This is a genomic window from Pseudonocardia humida (genome assembly GCF_023898865.1).
Lineage (GTDB): Bacteria > Actinomycetota > Actinomycetes > Mycobacteriales > Pseudonocardiaceae > Pseudonocardia > Pseudonocardia humida.
In genome coordinates this window covers 1-16,497 of record NZ_JAGSOV010000068.1, presented here as the reverse complement: position 1 = coordinate 16,497, position 16,497 = coordinate 1, and the positions used below count along the sequence as shown (strand labels likewise).

Sequence of the window (16,497 nt, the reverse complement as noted above, 5' to 3'; positions counted from 1 at the left end):
CGGCAGGTCCCCATGGCAGCACCCAGCACGGCACGCCCCGGTCCCGACCCGGCCACCCCGGCCACCGCCCCGGCCACCGCACCGGTCGCCCCGCACGCCCTCGCCGACCCCGCCGACGTCCGGGTCTCGCGCGCCGCCACCGGGCTGCTCGGCGCCTTCAACACCGCCGGGGTGCTCGACGCGTCCGACGTCCAGGTGGCGGCGCGGGTGGGCGGGCTGGGCGGGGAGGCCGACGAGCGGGTGCTGCTCGCGGTGGCACTGGCGGTGCGCGCGGTGCGGCTCGGGTCGGTGTGCGTCGACCTGGCCGCCGTCGACCGGACCGTGCTGGGCGAGGGCGACGAGCTGGTCGACGTCTCGGCGCTGCCCTGGCCGGAGCCGCGGGCCTGGCTGGCCGCCTGCGTCGCCGGCCCGCTCGTCGCCGACGGCGAGCACGCCCCACCCGGGCGCCCGCTGCGGCTCGTCGACGGCCTGCTCTACCTCGACCGGTACTGGCGCGAGGAGGAGTCGGTGCGGCGCTCGCTGACCGAGCGGGCCGCGCTGCCGCCCCCGGCCGCCGACGCGGACGCGCTGCGCGCCGGGCTGCGGGAGCTGTTCCCCGGGGCCGAGTCGGCCGGGCAGCGGCTGGCGGTGGCCGTCGGGGCCCTGCGCCGGGTGACGGTGCTGGCCGGCGGCCCGGGCACCGGCAAGACCACCACCGTCGCCCGGCTGCTGCAGGTGCTGCACGACCAGCCCGGGCCGGCGCCGCGGGTGGCGCTGGCCGCGCCCACCGGCAAGGCCGCGGCCCGCCTGCAGGAGGCCGTCGCCGAGGAGCTGCCCGCCGAGCTGCGCGCCCGCATCCCCGAGGCCGCCACCCTGCACCGGCTGCTCGGCTGGCGCCCGGGCACCCGGCGGTTCCGCTACGACCGCACCCAGCGCCTGCCGTTCGACGTGGTGGTGGTCGACGAGACGTCGATGGTGTCGCTGACGATGATGGCCCGCCTGCTCGACGCCGTGCGCGCCGACACCCGGCTGGTCCTGGTCGGCGACCCCGACCAGCTGGCCTCCGTCGAGGCGGGCGCCGTCCTGGGCGACCTGGCCCGTGCCGCGGGGCGCCCGGAGCCCGCGCTGCAGGCCGCGCTGGGCGGCCTGGGCCTGCCGACCGCGCCGCCGGTGGTCAACGGGGTGGTCACCCTGGAGCACGTCTGGCGCTTCGGCGGCGCCATCGCCCGGTTCGCGCGCGCCGTCCGCGACGGCGACGCCGACACCGCGGTCGAGCTGCTCCGCGCCGGCCACGACGACCTCGGCTTCGTCGAGCCCACCCCGGACGGCCCGCTGCCCCCCGAGCTGCTGGCCGGGGTGCGCGCCGACGTGGTCGGCGCCGGTCGCGCGCTGACCGACGCGGCCCGCGCCGGCGACGCGGCGGGCGCGCTCGCCGCCCTGGAGGTGCACCGGGTGCTGTGCGGGCACCGCCGGGGCCCGTTCGGGGTGACCCGCTGGACCGCCGACGTCGAGCGCTGGCTGGGCGAGCGCCGCCTCGGCCCCGACCGCGACGCCGGGCCCTGGTACCCGGGCCGGCCCGTGCTGGTCACCGAGAACGACTACGACGCCGGGCTGTTCAACGGCGACACGGGCGTCGTGCTGGCCCGCCCGGAGGGCCTGCGGGTGGCGTTCGCCCGGGGCGGGCCGCCGTCGCTGCACCCGCCGTCGCGGCTGGGCGAGGTGGCCACCGTGCACGCGATGACGGTGCACCGCGGCCAGGGCAGCCAGTTCCGCCGGGTCACCGTGGTGCTCCCCCCGGCCGAGTCGCCGCTGCTGACCAGGGAGCTGCTCTACACGGCGGTCACCCGGGCCCGCGAGTTCGTCCGCGTCGTCGGCGCCGCCGACGCCGTCCGGGCCGCCGTGCAGCGCCCCGTCGGCCGGGCGAGCGGCCTGCGCCACCGGCTGGCCCGCTGAGGCCCACCCGCGCCGCACGACGGTGCAGGTCCGCGGCCACCCGGTTCACACCATCGATCCGATTCCGCCGTGCCGGGCCGGGGTAGTCGCGCGGAAGGGCCCCGTGGCGGACTCCCGCCTCGCCCGACCGGCGAAGCCCTCGCTCGCGCCTGCGGTGGTCCGGCCTTGCTGGTTAGCTCGTCGGTGGAGGGCGGTGCGCATGGTGCTCAGGTGGTCGGACGTCGTTCGCGCGACGTCGCTGGGCCCCGCCGTGTTCGAGGTGGTGCCCGCCCACCGGCAGCGGGTGCGCGACTGGCTGGCCGGTCAGCGCCTCCCGCACGCCGTCCACCGCGACGTGCACTCCCCCACGGTCGAGGGCTGGGCCCTGCTGGACGGCGGGGTCACCGCGGTCTCCGGCTACGGGCTGACCTCCCTGCCCCACGGGCTGCGGGTGCTGGGGTTCGGCGCCCTGCGGCTGCTGCTGGCCGGGCTGGGCATCGACGGACCCGCCGAGCCCTTCCCCGACGAGCGGCCGGTCGAGTTCGGCGAGCTCGTCCGCAGGCAACGAGCGAGCGACCCGAGCTCCCCGCAGGTCCGCGAGCAGGCCGAGCTGCTCACGGTCTGCCGCGACGACGTCCTGCTGCGCTGGGTGGCGACCACGCTGTTCCGCGAGGCGCAGGCCGCGGTCGAGGAGCCGCCCGCCCGCCGCCCCGACGAACCCACCCTGGACTTCCCCGCGCCCACCCGGATCCCGGGACACCGCACCCCCGCGGCCGGCGCGCACGAGCAGGACACGCAGCGCTGGGAGGCTCCCGGGGACGACGGTCCGACGGCGACGGGGCCGCTGGTGTCCGCGGAGGCCACGCCGCCGGGCGGCTCGCGGCGCTAGTGGCCCCTCAGGCGGCCGGGACGGGCGCCGTCGAGGTCGCCGCCGCGCGCCGCAGTGCCCGGTAGAGCACGCCCGGCTCCCCCAGCCGCCTGCGCAGCGCCCGCTCCAGGCCGGCGATGGGGTAGAGGTTCTGCGGGGCCCGCGAGTCCTTGTACTCCGTCGAGGCGAAGCGGCCCAGGGTGACCTGGCTCGTCGCGGCCAGCGCTCCCGCCTCGGCCGCGGACAGCTCGGCGCTGCACTCGACCCGGACCACCCCGGCCCACGGCGCCCCGGGAGCGCACGGCAGGCGCAGGTACCAGGTGTAGACCTCGAACCGGCTGCCCACCCGGAACACCGGGGTGCGCTGCCCGGCCCGCAGGGCCGCCACCACCCCGACCAGCCGCTCGGGCAGGTACTCGCTGCGGTGGGTCTTGACGAAGCCGATCGCGCGGGGCAGCCGGCGGCGCTCGTGCAGGGGGCCGTCCACCACCAGCAGGTCGTCGGGGGTGCTGTGCCCGGCGCGGGCCTGCTCGGCCGCCTCCTGCTCGGCGGCCATCAGACCGCGCTGCAGCGCCAGCGACAGCAGCTGCATCGGTGCGACGCCCGCGGTCTCCGGGGTGCGCGTCTCGGTCTTGACCGTCTCGTAGCGGCCCGCGGCCGTCACCAGGTCGGCGCCGTCGTCGGCGGTGGTGAACAGCCCGCGCCGGACGTCGGCGCTGACGACGTGGGCGCCCTGGTCCGGGCAGCAGCAGACGACACCGGCGGCGTAGGACGCGCAGAGCGCGGGCGCGGCCTCGCCGCTCGGGCCGTGCACCCAGACCTGGGCGTCGACGCGGCGCACCCCGTCGACGAACAGCACCGCCGACGGCGGGGCCAGCCCGGGGCTCGGGTCGACGGGCTCCCACTCGGCCGCGGGCACCTCGACGTCGACGTCGACCTCGGCGCTGGACTCGCCGCGCTGGCTGCCGGTGCTGGTCCCGTAGGCCGGGTCCCACGGGTCGACGCTGAACCTCACCGGGTGATCCTCACCCCGGCCCGCGGGCAGGCGCGGGAGGCGCGCCGTCACGCGCCTTCCCGGGTGATCGACGAGGTGCGCTGGTCGCGGCTGACCGCGAAGCGCACCGGCACCCGCTCGGCCAGCGCCGGGACGTGGGTGATGACCCCGACCATCCGGTCGCCGCGGGTGGCCAGCGCCTCCAGGGTGCTGGCCACGGTCTCCAGGTTGGCCTCGTCGAGGGTGCCGAAGCCCTCGTCCAGGAAGATCGACTCCAGGCGGGCGGCGCCCTGCGCGGCCAGGCCGGACATCTGCGCGGACAGTGCGAGCGCCAGCGCCAGGCTGGCCTGGAACGTCTCGCCGCCGGAGAGCGTCTTGACCGGGCGGCGGGCGTCGGCGTCGGTGTGGTCGATCACCAGGAACTCGCCGTCGGCGTGGGTGAGCTCGAACTGCCCGCCGGAGAGCTCGGCCAGGCTGACCGAGGCGTCGGCGACCAGCGCGTCCAGCGCGGAGGCCACCAGCCAGCGGGGGAAGCCGTCCGAGCGGAGCAGTCGGCCGAGCATGTGGGCGACCTGCTGGGCGCCCTCGGCCTCGTCGCGCTCGGCCACCAGCCGGCCGGCCTGGGCGCGGCGCTCGGCGATCCGGTCGCGCGCGCCGCGGGCCCGCTCCGCGGCGGCGGCTGCTGCGGGCAGCGCTGCGCGGGCCAATGGGCCGCTCACGGCCACCTGGTGGGCGGTGAGGTCGTCGCCGAGGCGGCGCTCCACCTCGTCGCGCGCGGTGGCGGCCTCGGTGACCACCTTCTCGGCGGCGGCGAGCCGGTCGTCGCGGGCCGCGGCCTCCCGGCCCGCCCACTCGCCCAGCGCGCCCCAGGCGGCCACCAGGTCGCCGCCCGCGGCGTCCTCGACGGCGGGCGCGCCCAGCGGGACCAGCGGATCGCGCGCGGAGCGCAGGGCGGCCCACGCCGCGGTGACGTCGCGATCGACCGCGGCCGCCGCCGATTCGGCCGCGCGCTGGGCCCCGCGGGCGGCGCGCAGTTCGGCGTCGGCCTGCCTGGCCCGCGCCTCCAGCGCGTTGATCCGCTCCAGCTCGGCCGCGGCCTCGGTGTCGCTCGGGGCATCGGCGAGCGCGTCGCGCAGCTCGGCGATCCGGGCCCGGACCGCCTCGGCGGCCGAGCTGGCCTCCTGCTCGGCGCGGGCCGCGGCGGTCTCCTCCGTGCGGCCCTGCCGGGCGGCGCTCTCGGCGTCGCGCAGCTCGCGCTCGGCGGCCTCGGCCTCCCGGGACGCGCTCTGCGCGGCGCTGCGCGCGGCGGTCAGATCGCCCTCCCGGGCGGCGGCCTCCGCGCGGGCCCACTCCACCAGCGTGGTCCACCCGGCGGGCGCGTCGTCGGTGTCGACGGCGGGCGCCCCGAGCGCGACCAGCGGGTCGCGCGTGGCGCGCAGCGCCGCCGCCGGGGGGCGCGCCCCGGCCCCGGCGGCCGGCGCCTCGGCGCCCCCGGCCGCCCCCGCCGCGGCGGCCTCGTCGCGCCTGCGGCGGGCCGCCCGGGCGGCCGCGTCGGCCCCGGCGGCCGCCTCCGCGAGCCCATCGAGCTCGGCGAGGGCGCGGTCGACCGCGTCGACGGTGGGCGGGGCGTCGGCCAGCGCGGCGCGCAGGCGCTCGATCGCGGTGCTCAGGCGGTCGAGCTCGGACTCGGCGGCGGCGACCGCGGCGAGGGCGGCCGACTCCGCGGCGCGGGCGCGCTCGTGGTCGGCCTCCGCCGCGGCCACCGCGCGCTCGGCGGCCGCCAGGTCGGTGGTCGCCCCCTCCCCGGCGTCGGCGGCGGCGTGGGCATCGAGGCTCCCGGCCGGGACGGCCTGCCGGCAGACCGGGCAGGGCTCGCCCTCGACCAGGCTCGGGCGCAGCGCGGCGACCAGGTCGCTGCGCAGGGCGGCCGTGCGCTGCTCCTGGGCGTGCTCGACGCGGCGGCGGACCTCGGCGACCCGCTCGCCCGCCGCGGCCGCGGCCGTGCGGGCGTCCTGGACGCGCCGCTCGGTGGCCTCGCGCTCGCGCACCGCCGCGGCGAGGTCGTGGTGGTCGCGGCGGGCGCGCTCCAGCGGGGCGCGCTCGGGGGCCGCGGCCAGCGCCTCCCGGGCGGCCGCGTCGGCCCGCTCCGCCTCGACGCGCGCCTGCTCGGCCTCCCGCAGCGCCTCGGCCGCCTCCGATCGGCGGCGGTCGAGGGCGTCCAGGCCGGGCGGGGCGGACAGCGCCGCCAGCCCGTCGCGCTCGGCGGTGATGCGGGCGGCCGCGTCGCGCGCCCCCGCCAGGGCCGACGCCGCGGACTGGTGGCGGCCGCGCGCCGCGTCCACGGCCCCGTGGGCCGCCGCGGCGGCGGCGGTCGCGGCCTCGTAGGCCGCGCGGACCTTGGCGTGGCGCTCCTCGGCGAGCGGCAGCTCGCCGGTCAGCCCGGTGAGCTCGCGGTGCCGCTGCCGGGTCTGCTCGAGCGGGCCCCGGGCAGGCGCCTCGGCCAGGCCCTCGCGGGCGTGGGTGTCGGACCGCTCCGCGAGCCGGGCCCGCCCGGTGGCCGCCTCGACGGCCCCGGCCGCCGCGCGGTGGCGGGCGGCCAGATCGGCCACGCCGCCGGGCACGGCCAGGGCGCGCAGGCGGCGGCGCTCGTCGTGCAGCCGTTCGACGGCCGCGCCCGCCGAGACGACGGCGGCGTCGGCGGCGGTCAGCTCCGGGACGGCCGCGCCGACCCGCTCGACCAGCGCCTCCAGCGCGCCCACCCGCTCGCCCGCGGCCTGCTCGGCCTCCGCGGTGGCGTCGGCGTAGCCGCCGAGCTGCTCGGCCAGCACGTCGGCGCGCTGGCGCTGGCGCGCGGCCTCGGTGTTGGCCTCCCGGGCGACGACGTCGTAGACGCCGAGGCCGAGGATGCGGACCAGCTTCTCCTGGCGCTTGCGCGGCTCGGTGTGCAGGAACTCGGCGAACTCGCCCTGCGGCAGCACCACGCAGGTGCAGAAGTCGCCGAAGGGCAGGCCGAGGAGGTCCTCGACGGCCTTGCTGACCGGGCCGGCCCCGTCGGCCAGCGGGATGGTCTCCTCGTCCGGGCCGCCGAGCCCGGACGCGTCGCGCAGCCGCTCCAGCCGGGCCCCGCGCACCGAGACCCCACCGGACGCGGCCCGGCGCAGCTCCCGGGCGACCACGTAGCGGGCGTCGACGATGTCGAAGACGAGCCGGACGGTGCCCCGGTTGACCGTGGGCGCGAGCGCGAGCGCGACCGTGCGGCTGTTGTCCCAGCGGGGCACCGAGCCGTACAGCGCGAAGGTCATCGCGTCGATGACGGTGGACTTGCCCGCCCCGGTCGGGCCGACCAGGGCGAAGTAATCGGCCCCGGCGAAGTCGACCGTCGTCGGCTCGCGGAACGAGCCGAACCCGGCGATCTCCAGCAGCACCGGGCGCATCAGCCGTTCCCGGTGACGCGGTCGTGCAGGCGGCGGAACAGGGCCTCGACCCGCTCGTCGGCGACGGAGCGGGTGCCGAGGTACTCGTGGAACAGCTCGGCGGGGTGGCGGTCGGCGTCGCCGTGGCCGGCCGAGGGGCGCGGCGTCTCGGTGGGCGCGGCGAACTCCGGGTCGATCCGCACCTCCAGCGCGTTCGGCAGCAGCGCCGTCACCTCCTCCCGCAGCCCGGCCCTGGCCCGCTCGCGCACCCAGACGCGCAGGAAGTCGCCCTCCTCCGGGTCGCCCGACCGCTCGCCGGCCATGCTGTCGGCCAGCACCGACAGTTCCGCGACGGTGCCGCGCACGGTGCGCAGCCCGCGGGCGGTGGTGATCGGGATGTCGGTGACCGTGGCCGGGACGCCCGGGGCCGCCTCGACCAGGCAGACCACCGGGGTGTTCTGCTGCTCGCCGAAGTCGACCGCGAGGGGCGCGCCGCTGTAGTGCACCGGGCAGGGCGCCTCCATCCGCTGCCTGCGGTGCAGGTGGCCCAGCGCCACGTAGTGCGTCTCCACCGGGAAGATCGACGCGGGCACGGCGTACTCGAAGATCGACTGAGCGGTCCGCTCACCGCCGCCCATCTTGCCGTTGAGCACGGTCAGGTGGGCCATGACCAGGTTGACCGAGTCATCGCGGAAGCCCGCGGTCAGGTTGGCCAGCACGTCGCGCAGGTGCTGGTCGTAGTCGGCGGTGTTCTCGGCCGGGCTGCGGTTGACCAGCTCGGCCGCGCGCACCGCGTAGCGCTGGGACAGGAACGGCAGCACGGCGATCGTGGCCCGCTCGCCCGTCGGGCCCGCGGTGAGCTCGACGACGCCGCCGCGCTCGGCCGTGCGCACCTGGCCGACCAGCGTGATCCCGGCCGCGCCCGCCAGCGGGCGGTAGGCGTCGAGGGTGGGCGCGTGGTCGTGGTTGCCGGCGATCGCGACCACCGGGATGCCGTCGCGGGCCAGCCCCATCAGCGTGCGGACCACCAGCTGCTGGGCGGCCGCGGTGGGGGCGGCGGTGTCGTAGAGGTCGCCGGCGACGAGCACCGCGTCGACCTCCCGGTCGCGCGCGATACCGACGATCTCGCGCAGGACCCGCTCCTGCTCGTCGAGCCGGGAGTGGCCCTTCAGGGTCTTGCCGACGTGCCAGTCGGACGTGTGAAGGAGCCGCATCGGGCCACATCGTAGGTGGCGCCCCCGACAGGACCCGGCCGACCCGCCCGGGTGAGCGCACGCACACCGCGCAGCGGGACGACCTCACAGCGTGACTCCCGAACGGTTCGGAAGTAGCGTGCCCGGAATGACGTCCCGGGGCGGCCGACGCCAGGAACACCGCGAGCTCGCCCGGTCCCTGCGCGCCGGCGGCCACGCGTGGCCCGAGATCGCCGCGGTGCTGCGCGAGCGCTACGGCCTGCCGGCCAGGGTCGCCATGCGGGTCGCGCACGACTGGAGCCAGGCCGACGCCGCCGCGGCGTGGAACACCCGCTGGCCCGACGACCCGAAGAGCTTCAAGAACATCTCCTACTGGGAGACCTGGCCCAGCCCGACCGGCCACGCCCCGTCGCTGGCCGTGCTCGACCGGCTCGCCCAGGTCTACGAGTGCGACGTCGCCGACCTCGTCGCCGGTTGGGGCGAGCACCGCACCGGCAGGCCCGCGGGCCGCGACGAGCAGTCCTCGCTGGCCTGGCAGGTCCGAAACCTGGGGCTGCCCGAGCTCACCCGCGCCGTGGCGGACTGGGCGCAGCGATTACCCGAGCCGCGGCGGCGGGAGCTGCTGCTGAAGACGAGCACCGCCACCGCGATCGCCGCCGGCCGCGCCGACTCCCCCGACGGCCCGGCCCCCGCGGAGCTGGTCGGGCGCTGGGACAGCCGCTACACCTACGTCAGCTCCGGGCGCGGCGCCGAGCTCGAGGCCGCCCACCGGTTCCGGCTCCGCCTGGACGGCGCCCGCCTCGTCGGGCGCAGCGAACCGACCGCCGCCGGTTCGGTGGAGCTCGACCTGCGCGCCGACGGGCTGCTGGTGACCGGCTCGTGGACCGAGCACACCGCCCCCGACGGGTACTACCGCGGCGCGGTCTACCACGGGTTGGTGCAGCTCGTGGTCGCCCCGGGCGGGCGGGCGATGGCGGGGCGCTGGATGGGTCCGGACAAGGACCTGGCCGTCGGCACCGGCACCTGGACGCTCACCCGCGTGTGAGGGCGCCGGCGCCGGGTGGGATCCGGTCGACGGATCAGAACGGGGCGTCGTCGTCGCTGGGGGTGGCGGGGAGCCGGGCGAACGGGTCCCGGCGGGCCGCCGGTGCGGCCCCGTTGCCGTTGCTCGCACCGGAGGCGGTGGCCGACACGATCGGCCCCGAGACCTCCGACAGCCGGGTCGCCCAGGCGGGGAACGGGAACTCCACGGCCAGCGGCACCGGGATCTCCGGCTGGGAGACGAACATCGTGCCCGGCTTGGCCAGCGTGGCCCGCGCGCGCTGCGACGGCGGCAGGAACCCGTACTCGGGACGGCCGGCCTCGGCCGGGTCGAGCCGGCCGACCACCTTGACCGAGGAGTTCGACACGATCCGCCGCTCGACCTCGCTGGCGGTCTGCTGGGCGCCGATCAGGATGATGCCCAGGGAGCGGCCGCGCTCGGCGATGTCGAGCAGCACCTCCTTGATCGGGCTGGAGCCCTCGCGCGGGGCGTACTTGTTCAGCTCGTCGATCATGGTGAAGAGCAGGCCGCCCGGTCCGGCGGACTCCTTGCGGGCGGTCTCGGCGGTCAGCACCACGCCGACCACGAACCGCTGCGCCCGGTCCGGGAGGTTGTGCAGGTCGACCACGGTGAGCTGCTGGCCGTCGGTGCTGACCCGGCGGGCCGGGACGTCGGTGAGGTCGCCGCGCACGATCGAGCGCAGCGGCTTGAGGCTGGAGCGCAGCCTGCGCAGGAACGCGTTGACCGTGCCGGTGCCGGTGACCGGGCCGGCCCAGTCGCGGCGGGCGTCCTCGTCGGTGAGCCGGTCGGAGACGAACTCGACGAGCTGGTCGTAGGTGCGCAGCACCTGGCCCTCGATCTGGACGGCGCCGTCGTCGAGGGGGATGTGCTCGCGCCGCAGGCGGGCGGTCACCTGGTGGATGACCATCGTGTACTGGTTGCGCTCGTCCTCGGCGTCGGCGAAGGCGTAGGGCAGCAGTTCGTCGGCGCAGAACTCGGCCAGCGTCCACCAGAAGGCGGTGACCCCGCTGGTGCGCCCGGTGACGTGCGGGCGGCCGGTGAGGTCGTCGGGGGTGGGCGGGGCGAAGAAGCCGGCGGAGGCGAACGGGGCGGCGGGCAGGCCGACCCGGGCGTAGGCGGCGCGCAGGTCGTCGCCCTGCGGCTCGGTCGACAACCTGCTGTTGGGCTGGTCGAGGAACAGCAGGTCCTCGCCCTTGACGCTGAACACCAGCGCCTTGGCGTTGACCGAGCGCTTGCCGAGCACACCGCTGCGGAAGATCGAGTACAGCAGGAACAGCGCGAAGCTGGTCTTGGTCGCCACGCCGGAGATGCCGCTGATCGAGACGTGGCCGCCGCGGGTGCCGTCGAGGAACTCGAGGTTGACGTAGACGGGCTCGCCGTCGCGGCCCAGGCCCACCGGGACCTTGTTGTCCATCTTGTCGAAGTACAGCGCCCTGGCCCGGTCGTCGCCGGTGGCGCGGTGGGCCGGGGCGCCCGGCGTCGGCGGCACGTAGCACTCCGGCTCGACCCGGGTGGTGGTGACCTCGGCGATCTCCTGCACCTGGGCGGGCAGCACGCCCTCGCGGATGAGGAAGACGTCGGAGCCGAAGCTGGCCCCCTCGTGGCGGGCGCGCACCTCGGTGACCACGCCCGCGGTGACCACCTCGCCGAAGCCGGGCACGGTCCGCTTCGTCATCACCACGTCGTCGAGCTGGAGGTACTGCTCGGGGGCCAGCGCGACGTTGAACAGCAGCGGGGTGGAGTCCTCGGTGCCGGCGACGAGCCCCACCGGTGTCTCATCGGCCACCGCCGGAGGCTATCCCGGTGCGCCGACCGTCCCGCCGGCAACCCGCGCGGGTCGCGGACCGTCGGGGGTGGGTGCGAGGCTGACCGCGCCCGGCGCCGCGGTCCACCGAACAGCGCAATCGCATTCCGCCGCATCTCCGCCACAATTTCCGCCGCGTCCCGCAGGAGGAGTCCCATGCCCGTCCGCGACACCCCGTGGCCCGCCGGCACACCGTGCTGGGTGGACGTCGCGGTTCCCGACGTCACCCTCGCGACCGCCTTCTACAGCGCGGTGCTCGGCTGGTCCTTCATCGACTCCGGCGAGGCGTTCGGGAACTACCACGTCGCGCAGGTCGACGGCCGGGCCGCGGCCGCCATCGGACCGGCCGCGCAGGGCGACGCACCGCCGCGCTGGACGGTGTACCTCGCCACCGACGACGCCGACGCCACCGCGAAGCTGATCACCGAGCACGGCGGCTCGCTGCTGGTCGAGCCGGCGGACGTCGCGGGCAACGGGCGGATGGCCGTCGCGCTCGACCCCACCGGCGGCGCGTTCGGCGTCTGGCAGTCGGCCGGGATGATCGGCTTCGGGATCACCGCCGAGCCCGGCGCCGTCACCTGGACCGACGCCCGGCTGTCGGACGTCGAGCGCGGCAAGGGGTTCTTCGCCGCCGTCTTCGGGCACGCCTTCGAGCCGGTGCCCGACGCACCGGGCGGCTACGCGAACCTGCTCGTCGCCGGCGAGCCGGTCGGCGGGATCGTCGGGACGCCGGGAGGGGTCCCGTCGCACTGGTTGACGTACTTCTCGGTGGCCGACGTCGACGCCGCCGAGGCGGTCGCCGCGCGCGCCGGCGCGGCCGTGCTGATGCCGGCCGAGGACACCCCGTTCGGCCGGATGGGGATCTTCACCGACCCGTTCGGGGCGACGTTCGCGCTCCACCAGGCGCTCGAGGGGTGACCGGTCGGCCCGTCCGGGTCAGCTCCGCGATGCGCTCTCGCCAGGCCGGGTAGCGGGCGGTCAGGTCGGCGCGCTCGCCCAGCCGGAAGCCGCTCTCGTCGAACGGCGGGGCCATCGTGGTGCCCACCAGCGACCACGCGCCCGTCGAGCGGGCGCCCTGCCAGGTGCCGGCGGGGACCACGAGCTGGGGGTGCTGGCCGATGGTCGGGTCCGGGCCGAGCAGCGGTTCGCTCGCGGTACCGTCCGGGTCGAGCAGCAGCATGCGCACGGGAGCGCCGGCGTAGAAGTGGTAGACCTCCGGCGCGGTCAGCGCGTGCAGCGCGGAGAAGTCCGGGTCGAGCAGCAGGTAGTGGATGGCCGAGGAGTGCGCGTCGAGGTGGGTCCGTCGGAAGAGCCCGCCCTCGTCGGGCAGCGGTTCCAGCCCGAGCAGCGCGGCGATGCGCTCGCCGTCGGCGCGGTCGGACCCGTCGGCGACCACCACCCCGGTGCTCACCACCCCGGCACCGCCGACATGCCGCCGTCCACGACCAGGTCGTGGCCGGTGATCCAGCGGGCCATGGGCGAGGCCAGGAACACGCACGCGTCGCCGACGTCGCACGGCTCCCCCATCCGCCCCAGCGGAGCACGTCCGCGCCACCGGGCCACGCCGTCGGCCCAGTCCGACTCCAGTCCGGCGCGGTCGACCAGGCCGGGCGACACGGAGTTGACGCGCACGCCCGACGGCCCGTACTCCAGCGCCGCGGCCCGGGCCAGCATGATCACCGCAGCCTTGGACGCCGCGTAATGGGCGTGCCCAGCGGCCGGTCGGGTGCCCTCGATCGAGGCGATCAGGGTGATCGAGCCACCGCCACCCCGCAGGCGCGCGGCGGCGGCCTGCAGCGTGGCGAAGCTCCCCGCGGCGTTCGCGTCGACGACCTCCCGCCACCCGGCCTGGTCGAGACCCGTCAGCGGGGTCACCGGCTGCACCCCCGCGCAGGCCACGACGGCGTCCAGCCGACCGAAGCGCGCGAACGCCACGTTGACCAGCGCCGCGCAGGCGTCGGGATCGGTGACGTCGGCCCGCGCCGTCACCGCCCGTCCGCCCTGCTCGACGATCCGGTCGACCACCCGGGCGGCCTTCGCGGCGGCGGGGCCGGTGCCGCCGCGGTGGTGCGCGACGACCGCCGCTCCGGCCGCGGCGAAGCGCTCGGCTATCCCGGCGCCGATGCCGCCACCGGCCCCGGTGACCAGCGTCACCGTGCCGCTCAGGTCGGGCAGGGCCGGGTCGGGGACGGGCGCTGGGGCGGGCACGGCCCGAGTATCCCGGGGCGGCGCTGCGCCGAAAGCGCCGTCCGGACCCGACCGGCTCACCACGGCGGGCGCGGGCGCGTCACCCTGCGCACGAACGCCCCGCAGCGGCTCACCCGCCCGGCGGGTACCACGGCGCGCCCGCCGTTGTGTACCAACAGTGACATGCGTGGACCGACCCCTCCGGGGCCGCGCGCCGCAGCGGGCGGCGCGAGGGTCGTGACACCCCCACCGTGACCATCCCCTCGCGCCGGCGCGCGCTGCTGATCCACATCGAGCACTACGACGACCCCCGGTTCCCGCCGCTGACCTCGGCGAGGGCCGCCGCCGAACGGCTGGCCGACGCCCTGCGCGAGGACCCGGGCGCCGAGGTCGCCGTCCGCTCCGACCTCACCTCCGGCGCGCTGCGGGCCACCGTGGCCCGGTTCTGCGCCGACCGCGACCCCGACGAGCTCGCCCTGGTCTACCTGGCCTGCCGGGCCACCGTCGCGGCCGACGGCGAGCTCGTCGTCGCGGGCAGCGACACCGACCCCGACCGCCCCGCCGAGACCGGCCTGACCGGTACCTTCCTCGCCCGCTGCCTGGCCGACTGCTGGTCGGAGCAGAAGGTGGCGCTGCTCGACTGCCCCGACCCCGGGCGCACCGTCGCGGCCGCCCTGCCGTCCCCCGCCGGGGTGTACCTGATCGCCTCCGACCCGGCCGAGGAGTCGCCCGCGTTCACCGACGCCCTCGCCGCGGCCCTGCGGGCGGGCGCCGAGGAGGACGTCCTGGTCACCACCGACGACCTGGCCGACGCCGCCGACCTCGCCCTGCGCGACCTCGACCCGCCACGCTCGGTGACCGTGTCGGCGGTGCGCGTCGGCGGCCGGGTGCCGGTGCTGGCCCCCGCACTGCACGGCGACGTGCGCCGGCCCGCGCCGCGCCCGCCCTCGGGCCGGGCGCCGCGCCCGCCGCAGTGGCGGGAGCTGCTGGCCTACTACCGCAACACCATCCAGGCAGGCGCCGGCACGCTGCCGCTGCTCGACCCGGACGGCGACGGGCACGTTGTGGTCGGCGGGCACGAGCGGGCGCTGCTCGACGACGTCGACGGCGAGGGCCTCCTGCCGGTGCCCGCCGGAGCCGCGGAGCTGGTCGCGGCGGCGCAGCGCGACGGCGAGCGCACCCTGTGGACGGGCTGGCCGCTGGTGGTGCTGCACGGCGAGCCCGACGGGCGGGCCTGGTCGGCCCCGCTGTGCGCGCCCCTGCTGGTGCGCAGGCTGGAGGTCGTGCCCGGCGCGGACGGCCCACGGCTGCGCCCGATCGGCCAGCCGGTGCCCCACCTCGGCCTGGCCCACCTGCTGCTGGGCGCGGAGGAGGCGACCGCGCTCGCCACCACCTGGGTGCCCGGCTGGCACCGCGGCGAGGGCGCCCGGCTGGTCACCGACGCCGACCGGCTGCTGCGCGAGGAGCTCGGCCTGCGCGCGCTCGACCGGCTCGACCCCGGGCACCTGGGCGAGCGGCTCGACCGGCGCAGCCCGCTCGACGGCGCGCGCAACCTGGCCGTGGTCTTCACCGCCGCGCCCCCGGCCGCGGTCGTGGACCTGCTCGCCGACCTCGACGCCATCGCCCGCACCCCGGAGGCGATCGGCGCCTCGGCGCTGGCGGCGCTGCTGCCCGGCGCGCCCGACCCGCCGGACGCGGCGCCGGTCGCCCTGGTCACCCCGCAGGCGCTGACCGCGACCCAGCGCGGTGTGCTGCAGGCCGCGATGACCCGGCGGCTGACCGCCGTCACCGGGCCGCCGGGCACCGGCAAGACGCGCCTGGTGGTCGACGCCGTGGCCACCGCCGTCGCCGCCGGGCAGCGGGTGCTGGTCGCCGCGGCCAGCGACCGCGCCGTCGACGAGATCGTCGAGCGCTGCCGGCGGATCGTGCCCGGGCTGCTGCTGCGCGCCGGCCACCCCGGCGGGCGCGACGCCGAGGCCGGCGCGCTCGACGAGCTGCTCGCCACCCCCGCGCCCCGCCGCGACGCCGAGACCAGGGCGATGGGCTTCCGCTACGCCGAGCACCTGGTCGGCTCGGCGGAGGCCGAGCTGCGCGCCGTCGCGGCCCGTGAGGCCGAGCTGCTGGCGCTGGGCCGGGCCCGCACCGCCGCGCACGGGCGGCTCGGGCACACCGGCGAGGAGCTGACCCGCAGGCTCGGGCCCGGCTGGGGCGAGCGGGCCCGCGAGCTGGCCGGGGCGCGGCTGTTCGGCGAGCTGCGCAGGCGGCGGTTCCTGGGCGGTGTCGACCTGCCGCCGGGCAAGGGCCGCACCGCCGAGACCTGCGTGGCCCTGGCCGCCCTCGACGACACCGAGCAGCGCTGGCGGGCCGCAGGCGAGGCCGCCCGCGCCGCCGTCGTCGACACCGAGCTGCGGGCCGCGCTGGTCACCGCGCGCCGACGGCTGGAGCAGGCCTCCGGCGAGCTGCTGACCGGCGTCGTGCTCGACGGCGTCGACCGGGGCCGCCCGGCGCTGGCCGAGCTGCGCAGCATCCGCCGCCGCGGCGCCCCCGACCGCGCCGCGTTCCACCACGTGCTGCGCCACCTGCGGGGCTGGGCGGTCACCGCGGCGTCGGCGCACCGGATCCCGCCGCGCTCGGCGCTGTTCGACCTGGTGGTGATCGACGAGGCCCAGCACTGCTCGCTGCCCGAGGCGGTGCCGCTGCTGTTCCGGGCCCGGCGGGCGCTGGTGGTGGGCGACCCGGCCGAGCTGCCGCTGGCCGGGGAGCTGCCCTCGCGCACCGACTGCGTGCTGCGCGAGCGGCACGGCGTGGCCCGGCACTGGCTGGCCCGCCACCGGCTGTCCCCCGCGCGGCACTCGCTGCTGGACGCGGCCGAGCACGCGGCGGGCGGGGCGGCCGTGCTCGACGAGCACTTCCGCAGCCACCCGGCGATCGCCGCGCTGGGTGCGGCGCTGGGCCCGCGGCGACCGCTGCACGTGCTGACCGACATCGGCCGCAGCCCGCTGCGGGTCGGGCGCGCGGGGGTGTGGGGGCGGGTGGCCCGGCCGCCCCACCGCCGGGGGCAGCC

11 protein-coding genes are annotated in these 16,497 nt (G+C 78.0%); 5 read left to right on the top strand and 6 right to left on the bottom strand.

All coding sequences use genetic code 11. The annotated features are described in order from the left end of the window. Positions 1-12 precede the first annotated feature (12 nt). Together recD and KDL28_RS31590 are read left to right on the top strand one after the other, a co-directional pair. Entirely contained in the window at positions 13-1,932 is a 1,920-nt protein-coding gene (gene recD, locus KDL28_RS31595; protein ID WP_252444399.1) for an exodeoxyribonuclease V subunit alpha, read from the top strand. A 193-nt stretch (positions 1,933-2,125) separates the two neighbouring features. Further along, positions 2,126-2,800 carry a hypothetical protein gene (locus KDL28_RS31590; RefSeq protein ID WP_252444397.1) on the top strand — a complete coding sequence of 225 codons (675 nt, stop codon included), beginning with the start codon at positions 2,126-2,128 and terminating at the stop codon, positions 2,798-2,800. A 7-nt stretch (positions 2,801-2,807) separates the two neighbouring features. On the opposite strand, the gene KDL28_RS31585 is transcribed toward KDL28_RS31590, so the two are convergent. The 3 genes from KDL28_RS31585 to KDL28_RS31575 are packed head-to-tail and all read right to left on the bottom strand — an operon-like array spanning position 2,808 to position 8,400. Next, a complete protein-coding gene (locus tag KDL28_RS31585; RefSeq protein WP_252444396.1) occupies positions 2,808-3,794 on the bottom strand; it encodes a DNA double-strand break repair nuclease NurA in 987 nt (328 codons plus the stop codon). A gap of 47 nt (positions 3,795-3,841) precedes the next feature. Beyond that, positions 3,842-7,207 (bottom strand): AAA family ATPase, encoded by a 3,366-nt coding sequence (locus tag KDL28_RS31580; RefSeq protein ID WP_252444395.1) that lies wholly within the window; start codon positions 7,205-7,207, stop codon positions 3,842-3,844. Further along, on the bottom strand, positions 7,207-8,400 hold the full coding sequence (locus tag KDL28_RS31575) for a metallophosphoesterase family protein (protein WP_252444394.1): 1,194 nt from the start codon (positions 8,398-8,400) through the stop codon (positions 7,207-7,209). Before KDL28_RS31575 ends, KDL28_RS31580 begins: the two co-directional genes overlap by 1 nt. Before the next feature lie 127 nt (positions 8,401-8,527). Here KDL28_RS31575 and KDL28_RS31570 point away from each other — a divergent pair, with 127 nt between their 5' ends. Then, positions 8,528-9,424, top strand: a complete 897-nt coding sequence (locus tag KDL28_RS31570; RefSeq protein ID WP_252444393.1) for a hypothetical protein — start codon at positions 8,528-8,530, stop codon at positions 9,422-9,424. Between the two features lie 34 nt (positions 9,425-9,458). Here KDL28_RS31570 and KDL28_RS31565 read toward each other — a convergent pair whose 3' ends face one another. Then, entirely contained in the window at positions 9,459-11,228 is a 1,770-nt protein-coding gene (locus KDL28_RS31565; RefSeq protein WP_252444392.1) for an ATP-binding protein, read from the bottom strand. A 174-nt stretch (positions 11,229-11,402) separates the two neighbouring features. On the opposite strand from KDL28_RS31565, the gene KDL28_RS31560 reads away from it, so the two are divergent. Further along, the gene (locus KDL28_RS31560) at positions 11,403-12,164 is read left to right on the top strand and encodes a VOC family protein (RefSeq protein ID WP_252444391.1); all 762 of its coding nucleotides are present in this window, start codon (positions 11,403-11,405) and stop codon (positions 12,162-12,164) included. Here the strand turns inward: KDL28_RS31560 and KDL28_RS31555 are convergent. Both KDL28_RS31555 and KDL28_RS31550 read right to left on the bottom strand, forming a co-directional pair. Beyond that, positions 12,112-12,657 carry a cupin domain-containing protein gene (locus KDL28_RS31555; protein WP_252444390.1) on the bottom strand — a complete coding sequence of 182 codons (546 nt, stop codon included), beginning with the start codon at positions 12,655-12,657 and terminating at the stop codon, positions 12,112-12,114. The two genes, KDL28_RS31560 and KDL28_RS31555, sit on opposite strands and share 53 nt — an antisense overlap. Beyond that, positions 12,654-13,454 (bottom strand): SDR family NAD(P)-dependent oxidoreductase, encoded by an 801-nt coding sequence (locus KDL28_RS31550; protein ID WP_252444389.1) that lies wholly within the window; start codon positions 13,452-13,454, stop codon positions 12,654-12,656. The genes KDL28_RS31555 and KDL28_RS31550 overlap by 4 nt, the downstream gene beginning before the upstream one ends. 230 nt (positions 13,455-13,684) lie before the next feature. On the opposite strand from KDL28_RS31550, the gene KDL28_RS31545 reads away from it, so the two are divergent. Next, positions 13,685-16,497, top strand: a 2,813-nt coding sequence (locus tag KDL28_RS31545) for an AAA domain-containing protein (protein ID WP_252444388.1), incomplete at its 3' end; no start/stop codon positions are given.

Bases quoted from the DNA above. Each gene is read 5' to 3' on its own strand.
- recD (WP_252444399.1), top strand. From the start codon at position 13: ATGGCAGCACCCAGCACGGCACGCCCCGGTCCCGACCCGGCCACCCCG.
- KDL28_RS31580 (WP_252444395.1), bottom strand. From the start codon at position 7,207: ATGCGCCCGGTGCTGCTGGAGATCGCCGGGTTCGGCTCGTTCCGCGAG.
- KDL28_RS31575 (WP_252444394.1), bottom strand. From the start codon at position 8,400: ATGCGGCTCCTTCACACGTCCGACTGGCACGTCGGCAAGACCCTGAAG.
- KDL28_RS31570 (WP_252444393.1), top strand. From the start codon at position 8,528: ATGACGTCCCGGGGCGGCCGACGCCAGGAACACCGCGAGCTCGCCCGG.
- KDL28_RS31560 (WP_252444391.1), top strand. From the start codon at position 11,403: ATGCCCGTCCGCGACACCCCGTGGCCCGCCGGCACACCGTGCTGGGTG.